Annotated in this window: 22 protein-coding genes; 6 read left to right on the forward strand and 16 right to left on the reverse strand. The window is 62.5% G+C overall.

The features are described 5' to 3' along the window. The first annotated feature begins 303 nt into the window (after positions 1–303). Both ACFRAQ_RS35590 and ACFRAQ_RS35595 read left to right on the forward strand, forming a co-directional pair. Positions 304–639, forward strand: coding sequence for a hypothetical protein (locus ACFRAQ_RS35590; protein WP_379107461.1), 336 nt, complete (start codon positions 304–306; stop codon positions 637–639). Beyond that, entirely contained in the window at positions 629–931 is a 303-nt protein-coding gene (locus ACFRAQ_RS35595; protein WP_379107462.1) for a hypothetical protein, read from the forward strand. The genes ACFRAQ_RS35590 and ACFRAQ_RS35595 overlap by 11 nt, the downstream gene beginning before the upstream one ends. 55 nt (positions 932–986) lie before the next feature. Here the strand turns inward: ACFRAQ_RS35595 and ACFRAQ_RS35600 are convergent, their stop codons facing one another. Together ACFRAQ_RS35600 and ACFRAQ_RS35605 are read right to left on the reverse strand one after the other, a co-directional pair. Beyond that, positions 987–1,379 (reverse strand): NUDIX domain-containing protein, encoded by a 393-nt coding sequence (locus ACFRAQ_RS35600; RefSeq protein WP_379107463.1) that lies wholly within the window; start codon positions 1,377–1,379, stop codon positions 987–989. Positions 1,380–1,443: 64 nt separating this feature from the next. Further along, positions 1,444–2,205, reverse strand: a complete 762-nt coding sequence (locus ACFRAQ_RS35605; protein WP_379107464.1) for an XRE family transcriptional regulator — start codon at positions 2,203–2,205, stop codon at positions 1,444–1,446. A gap of 193 nt (positions 2,206–2,398) precedes the next feature. Here ACFRAQ_RS35605 and ACFRAQ_RS35610 point away from each other — a divergent pair, with 193 nt between their 5' ends. From ACFRAQ_RS35610 to ACFRAQ_RS35625, 4 genes are all read left to right on the forward strand, one after another. Next, complete coding sequence (locus ACFRAQ_RS35610; protein WP_379107465.1) at positions 2,399–2,656, forward strand: helix-turn-helix domain-containing protein; 258 nt, start codon at positions 2,399–2,401, stop codon at positions 2,654–2,656. Further along, entirely contained in the window at positions 2,653–3,039 is a 387-nt protein-coding gene (locus tag ACFRAQ_RS35615; RefSeq protein ID WP_379107466.1) for a hypothetical protein, read from the forward strand. Before ACFRAQ_RS35610 ends, ACFRAQ_RS35615 begins: the two co-directional genes overlap by 4 nt. A gap of 260 nt (positions 3,040–3,299) precedes the next feature. Continuing rightward, positions 3,300–3,569 carry a Clp protease N-terminal domain-containing protein gene (locus tag ACFRAQ_RS35620; protein WP_379107467.1) on the forward strand — a complete coding sequence of 90 codons (270 nt, stop codon included), beginning with the start codon at positions 3,300–3,302 and terminating at the stop codon, positions 3,567–3,569. 208 nt (positions 3,570–3,777) lie between these two features. Beyond that, positions 3,778–4,110: a DUF2510 domain-containing protein gene (locus ACFRAQ_RS35625; RefSeq protein ID WP_379107468.1), complete on the forward strand. Its 333-nt coding sequence runs from the start codon at positions 3,778–3,780 to the stop codon at positions 4,108–4,110. A gap of 102 nt (positions 4,111–4,212) precedes the next feature. Here the strand turns inward: ACFRAQ_RS35625 and ACFRAQ_RS35630 are convergent, their stop codons facing one another. The 14 genes from ACFRAQ_RS35630 to ACFRAQ_RS35695 all read right to left on the reverse strand — a co-directional run bounded on the left by ACFRAQ_RS35630 (position 4,213) and on the right by ACFRAQ_RS35695 (position 15,459). Beyond that, positions 4,213–4,608 carry a hypothetical protein gene (locus ACFRAQ_RS35630; RefSeq protein WP_379107469.1) on the reverse strand — a complete coding sequence of 132 codons (396 nt, stop codon included), beginning with the start codon at positions 4,606–4,608 and terminating at the stop codon, positions 4,213–4,215. Between the two features lie 185 nt (positions 4,609–4,793). Continuing rightward, entirely contained in the window at positions 4,794–5,423 is a 630-nt protein-coding gene (locus ACFRAQ_RS35635) for a Rha family transcriptional regulator (RefSeq protein WP_379107470.1), read from the reverse strand. A gap of 181 nt (positions 5,424–5,604) precedes the next feature. Continuing rightward, positions 5,605–5,832, reverse strand: a complete 228-nt coding sequence (locus ACFRAQ_RS35640; protein WP_379107472.1) for a hypothetical protein — start codon at positions 5,830–5,832, stop codon at positions 5,605–5,607. A gap of 1,092 nt (positions 5,833–6,924) precedes the next feature. Then, positions 6,925–7,131, reverse strand: coding sequence for a hypothetical protein (locus ACFRAQ_RS35645; RefSeq protein WP_379107473.1), 207 nt, complete (start codon positions 7,129–7,131; stop codon positions 6,925–6,927). Positions 7,132–7,825: 694 nt separating this feature from the next. Next, complete coding sequence (locus ACFRAQ_RS35650; protein WP_379107474.1) at positions 7,826–8,179, reverse strand: hypothetical protein; 354 nt, start codon at positions 8,177–8,179, stop codon at positions 7,826–7,828. Between the two features lie 2 nt (positions 8,180–8,181). After that, positions 8,182–8,496: a hypothetical protein gene (locus ACFRAQ_RS35655; protein ID WP_379107475.1), complete on the reverse strand. Its 315-nt coding sequence runs from the start codon at positions 8,494–8,496 to the stop codon at positions 8,182–8,184. A gap of 47 nt (positions 8,497–8,543) precedes the next feature. Further along, entirely contained in the window at positions 8,544–9,785 is a 1,242-nt protein-coding gene (locus tag ACFRAQ_RS35660; protein ID WP_379107476.1) for a hypothetical protein, read from the reverse strand. Beyond that, positions 9,782–10,117: a hypothetical protein gene (locus ACFRAQ_RS35665; protein ID WP_379107477.1), complete on the reverse strand. Its 336-nt coding sequence runs from the start codon at positions 10,115–10,117 to the stop codon at positions 9,782–9,784. Before ACFRAQ_RS35665 ends, ACFRAQ_RS35660 begins: the two co-directional genes overlap by 4 nt. Positions 10,118–10,123: 6 nt before the next feature. After that, positions 10,124–10,759 carry a hypothetical protein gene (locus ACFRAQ_RS35670; protein ID WP_379107478.1) on the reverse strand — a complete coding sequence of 212 codons (636 nt, stop codon included), beginning with the start codon at positions 10,757–10,759 and terminating at the stop codon, positions 10,124–10,126. A gap of 19 nt (positions 10,760–10,778) precedes the next feature. Next, the gene (locus tag ACFRAQ_RS35675) at positions 10,779–11,144 is read right to left on the reverse strand and encodes a hypothetical protein (protein WP_379107479.1); all 366 of its coding nucleotides are present in this window, start codon (positions 11,142–11,144) and stop codon (positions 10,779–10,781) included. A gap of 6 nt (positions 11,145–11,150) precedes the next feature. Continuing rightward, positions 11,151–11,492 (reverse strand): hypothetical protein, encoded by a 342-nt coding sequence (locus ACFRAQ_RS35680; RefSeq protein WP_379107480.1) that lies wholly within the window; start codon positions 11,490–11,492, stop codon positions 11,151–11,153. Between the two features lie 35 nt (positions 11,493–11,527). After that, complete coding sequence (locus ACFRAQ_RS35685; protein ID WP_379107481.1) at positions 11,528–13,060, reverse strand: peptidoglycan DD-metalloendopeptidase family protein; 1,533 nt, start codon at positions 13,058–13,060, stop codon at positions 11,528–11,530. 5 nt (positions 13,061–13,065) lie between these two features. Continuing rightward, entirely contained in the window at positions 13,066–13,737 is a 672-nt protein-coding gene (locus tag ACFRAQ_RS35690; protein ID WP_379107482.1) for a DUF2744 domain-containing protein, read from the reverse strand. 15 nt (positions 13,738–13,752) lie between these two features. Continuing rightward, positions 13,753–15,459 (reverse strand): phage tail protein, encoded by a 1,707-nt coding sequence (locus ACFRAQ_RS35695; RefSeq protein WP_379107483.1) that lies wholly within the window; start codon positions 15,457–15,459, stop codon positions 13,753–13,755. Between the last annotated feature and the right edge of the window lie 23 nt (positions 15,460–15,482).

The following is a 15,482-nucleotide window of genomic DNA, read 5'->3' on the forward strand; positions in this document are numbered from 1 at the left end:
ATCGACAGTCCGATACGCATAACGGGAAGCTTAAGCACTAACCAGAAAGACGCTTCACGTCCCCCCTGGTGAGGGGCATGCTCGCTGATCATGTCCCGCACCGTCCGGAGGCGACCCGAGCCGTCCCCGGAAATTCTGGCACGGAACTTGGCACTGCACGTCCCGGATCGTCCCCAGGGTAGTTGTCCGCATCAAGACCAAGAGAGGTTTCGATCCACTACTCCAGGACGCACCCGACCCGCTGAATCGCAACTCGATAGCAATCGTCGCCGACGCATCACAGACGGGCTAGAATTCGCACCTATGTTCGAACACTGGCCCGACGCGACCCCCTCACTCCGACGTGAAGTGACCCCGCCCAGGCCAGTGCTCATCGACCTCGGCACCGCAATCCCCACCCACTCCCCCGCGTTCGGCGCGAACGAGACCCCACTCCGCGTCCGCGCCGGCGGGCTCGAACTCACAGGACAGGTCCCCGGGTACCTCCACGCCTGGGCGCGCAGCCGAGACGGCGACTGGATCGCCCTCGTCTCACTGACGGTCAAGACCAGCAACCGGCAAGGATCCATGGAGATCCAGCAATGGTGCTCCCAACGAGCCCTCACACAACGCCCAGAGGACAACGGCAATGGCGTCTGACCATCTGCTCGCCGCGGTCCTCGACGTCCTCACCGAGGTCGAGCCGAGCGAGGTGTTCGATGCGAGAGACGTACTGCGCGCAGTCCGACCCGCCGTCGATCCCACGCCGGGCCTTCATGACGTCGACGAAGTGCTCACCCTGCTAGCGCTACCGATGCTCGGCGGTGTCGTGGCGGTGTGCGACGGCGTCTACCGGACCGGTGCTGCAGCCGACGTCGTGGTCGCGAGACTGCGCGGGCTCTCAGAGGCTGTCCGCCAGGTCGACGAGCATGAGGTCGACGACCGCTATTGATCAGGTGCAGTGCACCGTAGGTAGATGCCAGCGCTGCGGGCCAGCAAGTCGTCGGTCAGCCTAGCCACGGGAGATTTGAGCCGTCCCGATGATGTTGAAGTCTCAGGCGCACAGTCGGATGCACGGGCAAGCCCTCCAGCTCCTCCAGTGCGAGGAATCGAACCTCTGTGGATTCGTGGGACACCTGGATTTCGCCGCCGACCCGTTGGCCGTAGTACACGATCGCGAACTCTTGGCGGACCTCGCCGTCGGAGTACTCGATCACATGCTCGGGATCTGTGTAGATGCCGAGCAACCCGGTGATCTCGATGTCCAGCCCGGTTTCTTCGCGGGTCTCGCGGATCACGCAGTCTTCCAGAGTCTCCCCGACCTCCATGATTCCTCCCGGCAATGACCAGTTGCCGGAGTCGCCCCGCCGCTGCATCAGGACTCGACCGGCCTCGTCCACCACCAGAGCCGAGCCCCCGGGCTTCAACGAATTGGGCTTGGGTGCGTTCGGGTCGTGGTAGTAGTCACGCCGTGAGCCCATGGTCTACCTCTAACTCGTAGGGGGCGGTTGTACCCCATATCTGCTCGAACTGGTCTGCGTACGACTCAAATATGCCGTGCGGTGACAAACGCCGCAGGTGCAGCGCGGTGTGCTGGTATCCCCTCGCCCGGAACAAGTACGGGGTAACGATCATCTCCGAGTCAAATCGAAACACCGAGTTGTACAGGTGCGCAGCATGAAGTCCGATTGAGCATCCGGGGGTGTCGGCGAGAGGCCCCAGCATCGACAACGCGTTGCGAATCCTGCCAGGGAGTGTTCCTCCCATCTGCTCGAGTGCGTCTCGCTCCATGACGTGATCGCAGTCAGGATCGGCAAATCCCAACCGCACCACGCACCCAGAGTTGGCTTTGGCCGCGATCAGCTCGGAGGCCTTGGGCAACAACTCAAATACGAACGGGTACGCATAGCCCATGATGTCGATTCGCTCGGTTGCCTTGTACACCAATGAAACCCACAGATCGCTGGGTATCTCAGCTCGGTGCGCATAGGCACCGAGGACCTCCGCTGTCGCTGGTGCGCCTGGTTGCGAGTCCGGCCGAGACGCTGGCCACAGCGCTTCTTCTGTCTCCCCCAGCGCTTCAGCAACCTGAAGCCTGGTCCTGCGATGCGGCACCCGACCCGCAAGCCACCTGTTCACCGTTTTGACGTCCACCTTGACCGCGGCCGCCAACGCAGCCGAGTCGATTCCAGCCCTGAGCATCGCGGACTCCAGCCGTCGCGTCATAACTCGGAACCCTACGGGCATTTCGAGGACACACGGGACGTTTTGAACGTCTCGGAAAGTGCCCTCGACACAGTTCTGGCGTCCCGAAGTTCTTCCTAACGTCGTCGTAGGCGCTCGGGGCCGGTGATCGTCGTCCCCGCCCCGAGCAGCCACCGACGACGACACAGACGACGAACGACGGCGAGGGACGACGATGGCCTTGACCGAACCAGAAGCAAAAGTGCTTGGCGCACTGTCGATGCTGGAACCATCTCGTGCGCTTACCTGCCGGCAGCTCTGCCGCGCAACCGGGCTGCCCGACACCTCGATTCACCGGGCGCTGCTGCGACTGTCGAAAACGGGGCTCGCGATGAGCACCTTGCGCAGCCCCGCGCGGTGGCGTTCCACTGACCGCGGCCGCGTCACGATGACACGGGCCGTGTACCGCGAATACGTCGGAGCACAGCCATGACCCGGCACGCGATCGGGTTGCTACGTCGGGACGTCTCCGGAGCGAGCTGGCAGGACGATGAGGCAGCAATTCATGCCGTCGCCCAGGAATGCGGCACGCGCGTTGTGCTTGTGGTCCTTGCCGATTCAGCCCGGTGGGGTGACCACCTGGTCAACCACCTGCTCAACCTCATCTACGGCGAAGACGCGGACGACCTGATCGTGCCAACGATCGACCATCTCTACAGCAGCGAGCTGCGTGCGCTGGTGAAGTTAGCCGATGTGATCTGCGTGGATACACGCAAGCGGCACACCGTAGCGCTCAAGGAAGACGACAACTACGACCTGGAGCAGATCGTGACCCGCGACGCGGTCACTCTGCAACAGGTCTCCCCACACCCATGACCGATAGACGCCCTGGCAGAGCTCCCCTATCGAAAGGAGGTGATGAAGTGCAGATTCTCGAACCCGGACCGAACGGCAACAGCAGCGACAACTGGAACGAAGACGTCAACGCCGACGGGCCCGACGAGGACAAGAGCGGCTGGATCCACAAGCGGTAGCGGTGCCAAAGCTGGTCGTCAGGTGTGTTGCCCCGTGCCATAGCTCCGCACCTGATGACCGCTCTACCTTCAAAACCCTGCGACCGAAAGGTGAACGTCGCGATGACCAGGCCCCCGCGCCAACCGGGTGACCAGAACCAGCCGACGGAACAGATCCTGGTTCCAGGCTCGACGCTGCAGGAAACTCTGAAGGCTGCAACGGCGATCGCGCACACCGCCGGCCAATCCACTGTTGGTGTCGAACACGTTGTTCTCGCGTTGATCAGCAATCCCAAACTCTGGCCGCGCGACGCCCTGACCGCCGCGGGTTACCCGCCGGAAAGCGTTGCCGATGTCCTTGTCACAGAGGTGATCCTGCGCGCACAGGACTGAATGGCACGCGATGTCAGCGACACGGACAATACGACCCGCTACGCTCCCCAAACGGTTGCAACGTAACAGCAAACGCGTGCACAACCGATGACCGGCTGAAAACGCTTCCTAGCCAGGGGGACCCGTGACCTACCCGCCGCACCCACAGGGACAGCCATCAGGAGGCCCGGGGAGCTTCCCCCAGCCAGCGCCAGCACAGCAGACAGTCATGGCAGCACCAACCAGGAAGCCCTTTCCGGCAACGATCGTGATCGTCGTCGTCTACCTTCTCACCGCCATCCTGCTTGGCGCAGCAACTGGCCACACCACGCCTTTCGACTTCCTGGTGTTCGCGGTGTTGCTTTCGCCGCTACTGCTGACGTTCTTCATCATTCGAGCGATCGTCCGCATGGGCAACAAGCGGCCCGCACCGGTCACCATCATCACCGCGCCGCCACAAACACAGGCCAGTCCCCCACCTGGCTGGTACCCCGACACCTCAGGCGTGGTCCGATGGTTCGACGGCGCCCAGTGGACTGACATCGTTCAACCGCCGAAGTAGTGACGTGCTTCGATGCCAATAAGGGGTCGGCGTACCTGCCGACCCCTCTTACCAGCATCGGAGGACTTTTTAGCCGATCGGCTAAACTGGCTGGTCAGAACCTCAGTTCGCCAGGTACAGCATGCTTTCCCACACGACCTCGCCCTTACGGCGCGCGAAGGCCCAACCGTTCAGGTAGGTCGGCTCAGTCAGTCGTGCGCATGCGCCGGCACCACGCAGGGCCGCCATCTCCGCCTCCGTGATTCCGCGGTGCGGGTGGACTTCGACGAGCTCGGTGTGAATGTGGAAGGTGAGGCGTCCGACCTCTTGCCAGACACGACCATCGGATTCACGCCGGAACCAGATGTTGCCGACCGGCTTTCGGGTGATGACACCGAAATCGCGGAGCCAACCGTCGAGGTCTGCGGTGATGAGGCTCGGGTTGCTGCGGTACAGGCGGGTGTCGCGGATTCCGGTCTGTCCGAACTCGAAGCGGACGTTGGGCATGGAAGTGGGCATCGTTAGACCTATCTGGGTATAGGAAAGCCCCACGTGACGGTTTGCGGCCCATCACGTGGGGCCTAGAGGGTGCGGAAGTATTTGGGCTGGTCAGGTCCAATCGTCAAAATTGACGATTGGACCTGACCAGCGCCTTGTTAGGCGGGGTTCATCGGGAGCGGCGGAGCTGAATTACTCTCGCCGTATCAGGCCGCACGGCCCCGCTTCGTTTCAATCTCGCGGCGCAGTTGCTCGTCGAACCCCAGATCCAGTCGGAGCTGAGACTGCATGTCGCCGAGTGCGCGGCGGGTGTCGACAAGCTTGCGGACGAGCTCAGGCAGCACATGCGGGTGTACCGTCCACGCCGAGCCGGTGAACCAAAACCATTGCCGATATGCCTTTTTCGGCGCGGAACAGTTCTGCATCAACACTCCCCCGTCGCGGAGTGCACGGGTGATGTCGGCAACCTCGAGCGATATGCCGTATCGCTGCCGAATCAGTGCCGCCAACTCCATCCACGTCACCGTGTTCGGCTGGAACTCCGAACCTGAGCGCTTCAATGCCCAGAACTCGCGCACCAGACGCTTTTTGAAGTCCTTCACGATCACGCTGTTACGCATGTAGGTGAGGAGGAGAGTCGCGTGCTCTTCGTTGAGGACGGCGTAGCTCTCGGGACGCCCCGGACCTGCGGCTATTTTTCGGATTTCAAATCCGACCAAGCCGAACTCCTCGAAGTCGGCCAGGTTGCCCCGGATCAATCGAAGGACAGACGCGTGCGCGTTCTGCGTGCCTTCGGCGACGATCAGAGACGTGGTCGTCGGGACTCCGTCGGACATGACCACGAGGGCCGGTGGAGGGGGCGACTGGGCATGATCAGGCGTGTTAGCCTGCGACATACCGATCCTTTCGGTTGGGTGGTATCGGCGTCTCGTTCCGCCAAGATCTCGGCGCCGATACCACTAGTCTGCAAGTGGTGTACTTGCAGACTAGTGAACAGTCTCCATATTTGCAAGTGGTCTACTTGCGTCGCGCGTCCTGTTTGACGATCTGATAGAGAACGTTGCGGTGGACGCCGGCCGCGGCAGCGATTTGGTCACGAGGCAACCCGGCCTCCATTGCGGCCTCAACCGCCTCCCGCCTCAGCGTCGAGTCATGGTCGGCAACCTCGCGCGACCTCTGCGCACGTTCCGTCGCCTCCACCACTCGATCGAGAAGCTTCTGCGCTTCTTCTGACGTCACGTCCATGCCCCAATCAATAACAAAAGTCCACGCAAGAGTCTATGTGCCACACACCGTTCACCCGTGTGACCTGCACCTTTTCATCGCGATCTGCACTGTTTTGTCACCCACCACCCGTCCCTGATGAACACTTTCGGGACGCCCGGCTCCGCATGGTCGGAGCCCGCCGTGCACCAGCACAGCTGCCCATACGGTGCGCCGTCGGCCGGGCAGCAGCGAAACAGCCAATGCTCGACACCACCAGCCCTCACGAGGCCGGCAGGCACGGTGTGGACGCTCATCGGAGTTCCTTCCTCGGTCGCTACTGACTGCGCCCACCGTACGCCCGCTGTGCAGTTCACGCAATCCAATCCATCCCACTGCACCCGCAAGCCTCGAAAGTCGCTCAGCGTCGCATTCAGGCGGCAAAGAACCGCTCCCCCGCGCACGTCCGCAGCCGCCCTCGCGCACGCAACGCGCCTCGCACGCGCGGTCAGTTGGTCGCGTCGCGAAAACGACCCGCACATCTCACGTTCCCAACTGGTCGAGTCTCATGCTGCCGCAAACGATGTGCGCCGAGAAGCCCGAGCGCGCCCCGGGGACAGGACCGACGACGAACCGCCGCGTTCACGCGCACGCGGTTTTTCCGATCGATGGAAGACCCACAGACATACGTTGCGATGAGTTGATGACGTGTCGTCGCGCAGCGATCTTGATCCCTGAGTACTTACGTAAGAAGTACTTACTACGTAAGTACTTATAGGAGTCGCATGCGGGCGCGTGCGCGCGCAGGAAAGGTGACCTGCGGTTTTGTAATGTCTGATTCCCGCTAGCTAGCGATTTTCAGCCAGATTCTAGCGGCGCTAGATCATTGAGAGTTCCTCCAGGGAACTCTCAAACCTCACCCCTTCTAAAGAGTCACGTCCATCTTGAACGTGACTCCCGACGAGATCGAGGCCGACGGTTACCGCGTGCTCACCCGCTCGGTGTTTGAGGAGAGAGTTACCCGAAGCAACTCACCTCCTCGGCCAGCCAACCGTGGCCAAAATGCCCACAGTTGCCCAGATACGACGAAAACTGCCCCCGACCTGTGAAGGTCGGGGGCAGATTTGTTGAGGCTCAGGTGATACGGACGAAGGTACCAGTGGCGACGATCGTGAGGTAGGTGCCGGAGTTGCCCAGCGCCTGCAGGGTGATCACATCGCCGGAGGCGACGTTCGTGTTGCCGGACAAGCTGACGTTGGTCGTGGCGAAGCCGGTGACGGACGTCGGTGAGCCGGTCACCTTGGCGACCCCGTTTACCATCAGCTGGAGCGTGACGGTCAATCCTGCTGCAGTGGAATTAGCGACCGCACAGGTCGTCGAAAGCGTCGCGCCGGTCTTGCTCCCATTGGCGGAGAGACCGTTTCCACTCAGCGAAGACCCTGGATAGCCGCTCGTGTCCGCGGTCCACCCCGTGATCGTCTGGTAGCTCGTGGTGAGGACCGCGGACGTCCCAGACTTGTTCATCCCGGATGGCGCGAAGGTCGTCGCGGTCGCTGAGAGCGTTCCAACTCCAGTGAACGGTGCTGTCGCCGACGCTGTTCCAGTAGCCGCGAGAGTCCCTGCACCGGAGAACGATCCAGTTCCGCGAGCAACACCCTGGGCGGTCAGGGTTCCAGCCCCGGTGAATGGGGCCGTTGCCAATGCGACAGCGTTCGCGCCGAGGTTCCCTGCGCCAGTGAATGACGCCGCGCCCTTGTTCGTTGGAACGACGAGGGTGCCATTGCTAGTGAACGCGGCGGTGGCCGCACCGGCGCCCAGAGCTGTCAGTAGTCCTGAGGCGCTGAATACTGCGACCGCTTGGGGAGCCGCGACTGCGGTAAGCGCTCCAACGCCTACGAACTCGGCGCGTGGCGGCGGAACGTACAGCATCTCGCGAGTGAGGAAGGCACTCGTGCGCGCAGGCAGTGCAGCCGATGCGGAACCGCGGGTTGGAAACGATGCGCGCCAGCCTGGGCGGCGTGGCAAGTCGACCATGTCAGCTCACTGCGAAGCTCGGCGTCACCTTGATCGTGCCGGCGGACGAAAGGGTGATGTTCGGGGAGAGGGCGCACTTGTCGTAGAAGGTGCCGCTGGTGCTAGCCGACCACAGACCGACGTGTGTGTAGGCGCCGGTCGGTGCGGTGAAAGTCAACTCGGCCATGGTGAGAGCACCACCGGTTCCGGAAGTCCACGTCCCTTGCACACGTGCGTATCCGCCGCCAGTGGCTTCGTTGTTGCCGACCGTGGTGGGGTCGGCGGTGTGGAGGGAGACATAGACGGTCGATGCGCCCGAGAGTGTCTTGTAGGCGTCGGCCAGTACCTGGCGGGTTGTCCCGATTGCGATGGACATGCTTACTCCTGTCGGGCGACTTGCCCGCGGTACCAGCAGAAGTCCGCGCCGTCGTTGTAGCGGAAGTAGATGCGGAAATCGGCTGGGAGAGGGATGGTGTCGGCGACTGTGGAGGAGACCGTCCAGCTAGCCGCGGATGAGGAGACCGACGCCGGCCAGGTCGCGAGGACGGCTCGGCTGCCGGTGGCGTAGAAGATGAGATCGACCGTCGTGCTCGGCGGGATGCTCGATCCTTGGGGCGGGTAGATGTCGTGGATGAAGTCCTGCCCCGGAACCAGCACGAGGGTGTCGATGTTCGGCTCGTGACCGATAGACATAGGCGCCGCCTTGAAGAGGAGTGAATTACTCGCGGCGAGAGGCGGATTCAGCGCGTCAGCAGGCGCACGTCGTTCCAGGAATTGGAGTTGGTGCTGCTGCGCCGCGAAACCCGCAGACCGGCCCACGAGTTCGTGAGGGTGACTCGGTTGTTCAGGTCTGCCATGACCGCGATCTGCCCATTGACCTCGACCCATGCGGCTTGGACGCTGCAACACAGGGCGACGGTCGCGCCAGCGGCAACGGGTACCTCCGCGGTGTCCATGTAGTCGATCCAGGTCGGCGAATCGAGCGAGCCGGTCCAGTGGGAGAGGTAGATGTGGTTCGAGTAGAAGTTCGCGGAAACACCCTCAGACGCAGTCGCATTCGTGCGTGCGACGAGGCTTGCGTCCGCGCCAGTCGACGGGCCATTGTTTCCACCGACGACAGCTTCGACCCGCTGGATCCCCGACGTCACGCCCGTATCGCGGATGAGACCCGTGCTGGAGTCAGAGGTGCCGGTGACCGACCAGGAATTGCCGACGATGCCCGCATTTGAGCCTTGCGTCGTCCACCCGTTGCCGGGCGAGCCATCCGCGCGGTTGAAGTCGTCGTAGAAGACCGAAGTCCAGGGAGCGACCGAGTTGAAGTCGCTGGGTTGGTCGAACAGGATGAAGTTTCGCTGTTCCGACCACGCGCTGGTTTGATTCAGAAAATTCAGCGCCCGCCGACCGGGCCCGGACGCCATCGAAGACGACAGCCAATACTGCATGCGCAGCACGCCATCGATGTAAACCCGCAGCAGCCGGTCGCGGTCGACCAGGATCCGCAGCTGGTAGGTGAGGCGGTTCATCAGCCCGCTGAACTGCTCCGATTGTGCTAGCAGGTCATGGAAGTTGAGGTCGTGATAGACCAAGATGACGACTGCGGCTGTCCCGGAGAATGGCCCCCGATAGATTGCGACCATCGGGAGTTCCTTCAGGTCGGTGAACGCAACCGAGGTCCAGCTGGGCGAGATGCAGGCGGCCCAGAACTGCTCCTGGATGATGTTGCCGTCGATGTTCAAATCCATTTGGCAGCCCCAGTTTTGGGTGAACGGCATCTGCCAGTAGGAGACGCCGCCGAGCTGCATCGGCGTTGAGAGGCCGTCATTGATCTTCAAGACGTTGCCCTCGAGCCACACGGAGCGGCTGGAGTTCGTCGCCTTCCATGGTGGTTGCACCGGATTCTCGTCCGGCCTCGAGTGAAGGGTGTCGAGGTCTCGCCAGCCTGCCCATGCCCGCGGAGTGCTGCGGCGTAGCAGGAAGCTCACGTGGCGAGCACCTCGTCGTCTACGACGCCGGTGATGCTGCCGTCGTTCTGAGCTAGCCAGTTCCGGATCTTGAGTAGCGCCTGCCGGTTTCCGAACAACCCGAGCGGGTCGTCGGTGATCAGGTGACGCATAGCCTCAGGGTCGGAGTTGAACCGCCCCACAGCAGCATCGATCACGGGAATCGCATCGGCGGCCGGTGTCATGTCGAACAGCCCTTCCAGCGACTCGACATCGAACGCGGCCGTCCAGAGAGCGACTCGATTCGGTTGGACCACGAAGGTTGCGTGATAGGTGCCACCCGGGTCAATGCACTCGAATGCCTTCAAAGTCATTGCCTCTCAGATGAATACGCCCGCAACACAGATCTGCAGGACGGTCGGCGGAACGGTGCCGGTAATGCTGGTCACGTAGGGCCAGAAGCGTTCTTTGTCCAGAATCGACACCGACAACGTCCCGAAATCGCGGCGAGTGACATTGGCGCCGAGCACACCGGTGTGGATGGTCGTGTAGCTGGTGCCCGCCGCGTTCCACTTCCGTGTTTCCACGGTGAAGCCGTTCGGCTGATTCAACAGGCCCACATGGATATCGGTCAGCAGCGCGGTACGGCCATCCGGAACGTTGAGAATGGGCCCGAGTAGCAGCTCATTCACACCCAACAAGACCTCGGCCGAGGCAACGATGAACTCGATGCTCCAGAAACTTGCAGCGTCGTAGGCGATGTCGGCCTTCTCGACGGCGTTGGCAGCAGAGTTCGCGGCGGCCTGAGCTGTCGTGACCGCGGCATCAGCAGCGCCTTGGGCCATGTCGAGCGGTGCGCGGACTTCGTCGTGGTGGACGGTTTGTGCGCCGCCGAAGGCACCCAGAACACCTGACTTCATAGCGGTCTTGGCGTCCGCCTCGGTCGCGGTCTGCAACGCACGGAACCCACCGATATTGACTGTGCCATCGGGATCCGGCTTATTGGGGGCAGTCACGAGCGATCACCCCCAATGTTCAAATGTCGGTCGATATTTCGGGCGGAATAGGTGGAGGTGACGGCGAGGGGACGTGCTCACGAATGAACGCGAGCAACTCCTTGACGTAGCCCACGAGTGAGTCGATCCGGTGGACGTCTCGGAGGTGCTGTCGGGTGTCTTCGACGTGCTGCTCTTCGAGGACCGCGATACGTGCTTCGTCCTCGTCGTGCTGCTTCTCAAGCCTTTCGACGCGCGTCAGAAGGTCAGTGACCTGCCGCATCAAAAGGTCGGAAGTGACCTTGAAGTCTTCACGCTGCGAATCCAAAGAGCGCGACCTCGGCGCCAGATAGCCGAGGACCGCACCGAAAATGCCGCCAGCCGCCCCGAAGACGGCTTCCCACACGCGGGGTTAGCCGATGCTCGGGGTCTTGGCCGCGGCCACACCCAGGCCCAGTACAGCCGAGACGACAGCCACGACTGCGGCGACCTGCGAATCGGTCGCGACACCGTAGGCGATCAGGACGGGCTGAGCCGCGCCGATGATGCGGTACAGCCAGCTGCGCCAGGTGGCAGTCGAGTTGGCGCCGGCCACGGTGAAGCCGAGGACCGCGGTGACCACGGAGACCCACAAGGCAGCGTTGGAGTTAGAGAGCAGACCGAAAGCGACCAGCAGCACCTGCAGGGGCGCGAGGACCGCGTAGATGCGGCCGCGGACGTCAGCAGACAGGTCGCGGAGAGTGTCGAAGGACATGAGATACCTCGAAATGCGTTGAGGAAGTGTAAGAGTCAGGCGGCGTCTTCGACAGGGGTGTCGGTCGCGCCTGAGGTCAGCAGGCCCAGGGTCTGCTTGGGGGTCCAGTAGATGCGGCCATGCTCAAACTCCTGGAAGGCGCCCGTGTCGAACGGCGACTCGTCGGAGGTTGGCCACCCGAACGGGCCAGCCTCGAACCCGGAACGGTTCCACCGGTTGCGGATCTCGCCGTGCACCCACGTGCCGGGCTGGCCGTACCGGCGGTAGACGGCGCCGTTCTCGAAGCCTTGCACGTCACCGATCGCGGTGCCGTCCGCGGCCTTGAGGACCGTGTGGTCGCCGACCGGGTAGCCGAGCGCCCCAGACTCCCACCCCAGTTCGGCCCACTTCTGGAAGACATTCAGCGGGACGGCATGGGCGCCGACGCGCGGGTGCCAGTAGACGTAGCCGTTCTCGAACTCGGCGTACCGGCCTTCGCCGTCAGCTGTGCGCAGTTCACCCTCGGTCTGACGCTTGCCGATCCATGACGCCGCGCGCGCGGCTTCCTGGTCGATCATGTTGACTACCGGCGCGACTGGAGCAGGCGCAACTCCGTTGACGAAATCGGCGACATGCTTGGCGGCGACATCCCATGGGAAGGCGTAGCCGAGGTCCGTGTGGTCACCGATACCGAGGCACTGGGTGACGTACTTGTGGTCGGAGATGCCATCGCGCCGTGTATAGGGCGGCGGGATCATGTCGGTGGAGGTGCCGTACTTGCGGGCGTCCTGCACGCTGAGCCAGGCAGCGATGCGGATGTCAGCTTCGCGGGCCAGCCACTGATCGCGCGACCACGAGGACCGCGAGCCAGCGAAACAGATGTTGATCGTGTACGGATTCGCGTCCAGCACAGCCCAAGACGCGTAGTCGGTGTCCACGACGTCGACGACGATGCCGTCACGGATCGTGTAGTGGTACGAGACTTCGTTCGCGCTGTTGTTGAGGTAGGCGGCCAGGCTCTCAGCGCTGGAGTTGCCTTCCTCGGTGTGCCAGAGGATGTTGCGGACACGCGAACCCCACCGAGACGAGCGCGAGCTGCCCATCCGGTCCAGTTCGACGTAATCAGGCTTCGACGCCATGGATGGGCTCCTAGAGGGAGGTTGAGAAGAAGTGGGATCGACAGCGCCCACGAAGTACGGCGCCGGATCGACAGCGCGGCCGCCTACACGACCAGGCGAGGTCCAAACCTCTAGGTGGAGGTGCGGACCAGTCGATTCCCCGTACGTGTTGACGTAGCCGAGCAGCTGCCCCGCCCGCACGCGGTCGCCAGCGCGCACCGCGGGGTCACCGTGGCCGAAGATCAGATCCACGCCAGCTGCAGCCTGGGCGTCGAGCCACACCCATCGGCCGAAGCCCTCGACGCCGGTCCGCTCTGCGCCCTCGACGACCGTCCCGGACACCGGGGCATAGAACGGGGTGCGCATCCTCGCGGCGAAGTCGAGCCCATAGTGGAAGCCGCCGTCACGTCGGCCGAAAGGCGAAGAGACCGTAAAGGTTCCGGGCTTCAGTGGAAGGTATTTGAAGGCCATCGCAGTCACCCTTGGGGCTCGTAGCGTTTCAAAATGCCGCGGCGGCCAGACCCAAGGAACCGTTCGATCTCCAGCACGCGCCCGCGCTCGTCCTCGTCCACGTCACGCAGGTATGCCAGTACCTCGGTGACGGTCTTGTGGATCGGGTCGAATGGCAACGGCTCGTTAGAGACGCTCGCGCCGTCGTGCGATGGCCGGCCGTAGCGGCGTTCTGGGGGCGGAGCCTCCCACCGGTCGGCAAGCTGATCGTCCTCGGGCACCGCGGCCTGCGGGTCGAAGCCGAGTGCCTCAGCGAGCTGCCGCTTCGCGTCCTGAGGGAGCGACTGGACGAATTCCTTGATGTCCAGGGTGTTCCGCTCAGGTTCATTGATGTCGACCCACACACCGGGGCTGGTGAGCCAGTGCGGGTTCGAGGTCTGGGGCCGCTGGTACTTGATCGTCTGCTCGGCAGGGATCACTGAGCCCATTGGGCGTGCGCCGCAGTCCCAGAGGCGACGACTCACCATCTTCAGGTACTCAGTCGGGAATGGGAGCGGGGCACCCTTCATGCCCGGAAGCCCGCCGAACATCCACAGGAACGCTTCCTCGCTGTTGTTTGGATTGCATTGCGGCTGTTCTGGGAACCCGCCTTCGGGTAGCCACGGTGAGGTATCGACCTCTACTGGTTCGTCGGTCAAGGTTGTGCTCCTGGGCTATTTGCCGGTCACGCCGAGCGTGCGGACCGTGCTGTAGAGGTCGCTGATCAGGCTCAAAGCCCTTGCGCCGCGGTCCTTGTTCTTTTCCTTCTCGCCGATCACGCATTTCCACTCAGCGAAGGAATCTCGGTCCCATGCGAGGGTGAGCTCCCGAACCTGGTCGACGTAGATCGTGTAGTCGCCGAACCCGAACTGGGCGGCGAAGTCGCCGAGGACTTGAGCGCCGATGCGGTCGCCTATGAAGAAGTGGCCCTTGCCGTTGTCGCCGATATACCAAGGGGCACCATCGCGAATCATGACCTCGTGGGAGAACCATGAACGAGTGTCGTGGAGGCCCTTGCGGATCGAGAGAAGCGCTTCGAGCGTGTACGCGCGGTCACCTGACGATGCGATGTACTCGTATAGTCGCGCCCATCCTGAATGGTTCGCACGTGCTTGGGATTTCGCGTGGTTCCAGGCGGCGATGGTGTCCCAGTAAAATGGCTGAAGCACAGCGTCAGTGGCACCGCCGACCGGCGGAATACCAATGATCATCGCGATGAGATCGCCCGCGGTCTGAATGCCAGCGGAGATCAACTCGTTCACGAACGGCATCGAGTGTCCGCCCGTAACGATTTGGATCGCAGTCGAGGGCGTGTACGTGAACTTCGAGGACTCGATGCCGGTCTCTTCGCCCTCCATGTACACGACGTAGGGGCACGTCTTGTCGGTGAGCTTTTGCCCCGGAACCCCATAGGACGCAGGCACCGTGGGGTCGACGATCGCGTCTTGGAAGTCGTCGATGAAATCGTCAGTGAACTTCGCGACGGTGCGTTTTAAACCAAGGAACGGGTCGCCACCGTTCGACGTGTCGCTGTAGTAGCCGGACTTGTCGACGATGTCGACCACGAGGCACCCGTTGCGGAGCGTTTGACCCGCGATCGGCTGGTCATCGTCGTCCGCTAAAAACCGGCGGCAGATGACAGAGAGTTCGGCATCCAGAAGGATGTCCTTACTCATCTCCGTCCAATACTTGAACCGGCTATTCGGAACGGACCAAAGAGTTCCCGCGTTCATGTCATCGAGGAACTCGGTCGGTTTCACGACGACGGACCAGTTGCCCATCCCCGGTGCCGAGCCACCCTGGTTCATCGGGTCGTCAGGGAGCTCCCACAGGCTCGCCTGCTCGCGCATGACGTTCAGAAACAGCGCGGTCTTCAGCGTCCAAATCGATGGGCCAGCCAGAAAAAAGGTGCGCGGGAACTGCACGAAATCCGGGAGGAACGGATTACACCAGACGAGATAGTGCGATAGGAAGAAAAAGTCGTGCATCCAGCGCACGACCAAAACCCTTGTGCCGTCTTCTCTTTTCTCAACCGTCTGGTCAAACAGCACGCCCGACCAACGGGCACCGTCCTTGTCGACAGTGATGAAGACGTTACGACGCTCACCGCCGTCCACACGGGCTTTGACCTGCCAAATCCACTTGGCGAGCGGGTCCCAAAGCGGGATCTCAGTGAGGCCGGTGCCAGCGTCGTTGTCGAGCCAGGTGAATTCGGCGGTGTACTCGGTGTTGAGTACGCCAGCCAAATTCCAGTCACCCGACCAGACCCTGACCTTCGGTGGTTCAAGGCGTGACCGGGCTTCGGCTTCTTCCCGGGCTGTAGTGGCAGCCCAGATCATGTTGCACTGTTCTTCGAGGGACAGCGTTGATATATCGGTCATTCCGGTTTGACACCGCACCTAAG

The sequence above is a fragment of the Nocardia sp. NPDC056611 genome, assembly GCF_042792755.1.
Taxonomy (GTDB): Bacteria; Actinomycetota; Actinomycetes; order Mycobacteriales; family Mycobacteriaceae; genus Nocardia.

Excerpts from the sequence above, each read along its gene's own strand:
- ACFRAQ_RS35590 (WP_379107461.1), top strand. The coding sequence starts at position 304 with ATGTTCGAACACTGGCCCGACGCGACCCCCTCACTCCGACGTGAAGTG.
- ACFRAQ_RS35595 (WP_379107462.1), top strand. The coding sequence starts at position 629 with ATGGCGTCTGACCATCTGCTCGCCGCGGTCCTCGACGTCCTCACCGAG.
- ACFRAQ_RS35605 (WP_379107464.1), bottom strand. The coding sequence starts at position 2,205 with ATGACGCGACGGCTGGAGTCCGCGATGCTCAGGGCTGGAATCGACTCG.
- ACFRAQ_RS35610 (WP_379107465.1), top strand. The coding sequence starts at position 2,399 with ATGGCCTTGACCGAACCAGAAGCAAAAGTGCTTGGCGCACTGTCGATG.
- ACFRAQ_RS35615 (WP_379107466.1), top strand. The coding sequence starts at position 2,653 with ATGACCCGGCACGCGATCGGGTTGCTACGTCGGGACGTCTCCGGAGCG.
- ACFRAQ_RS35620 (WP_379107467.1), top strand. The coding sequence starts at position 3,300 with ATGACCAGGCCCCCGCGCCAACCGGGTGACCAGAACCAGCCGACGGAA.
- ACFRAQ_RS35625 (WP_379107468.1), top strand. The coding sequence starts at position 3,778 with ATGGCAGCACCAACCAGGAAGCCCTTTCCGGCAACGATCGTGATCGTC.
- ACFRAQ_RS35630 (WP_379107469.1), bottom strand. The coding sequence starts at position 4,608 with ATGCCCACTTCCATGCCCAACGTCCGCTTCGAGTTCGGACAGACCGGA.
- ACFRAQ_RS35635 (WP_379107470.1), bottom strand. The coding sequence starts at position 5,423 with ATGTCCGACGGAGTCCCGACGACCACGTCTCTGATCGTCGCCGAAGGC.
- ACFRAQ_RS35640 (WP_379107472.1), bottom strand. The coding sequence starts at position 5,832 with ATGGACGTGACGTCAGAAGAAGCGCAGAAGCTTCTCGATCGAGTGGTG.
- ACFRAQ_RS35650 (WP_379107474.1), bottom strand. The coding sequence starts at position 8,179 with ATGTCCATCGCAATCGGGACAACCCGCCAGGTACTGGCCGACGCCTAC.
- ACFRAQ_RS35655 (WP_379107475.1), bottom strand. The coding sequence starts at position 8,496 with ATGTCTATCGGTCACGAGCCGAACATCGACACCCTCGTGCTGGTTCCG.
- ACFRAQ_RS35665 (WP_379107477.1), bottom strand. The coding sequence starts at position 10,117 with ATGACTTTGAAGGCATTCGAGTGCATTGACCCGGGTGGCACCTATCAC.
- ACFRAQ_RS35680 (WP_379107480.1), bottom strand. The coding sequence starts at position 11,492 with ATGTCCTTCGACACTCTCCGCGACCTGTCTGCTGACGTCCGCGGCCGC.
- ACFRAQ_RS35685 (WP_379107481.1), bottom strand. The coding sequence starts at position 13,060 with ATGGCCTTCAAATACCTTCCACTGAAGCCCGGAACCTTTACGGTCTCT.
- ACFRAQ_RS35695 (WP_379107483.1), bottom strand. The coding sequence starts at position 15,459 with ATGACCGATATATCAACGCTGTCCCTCGAAGAACAGTGCAACATGATC.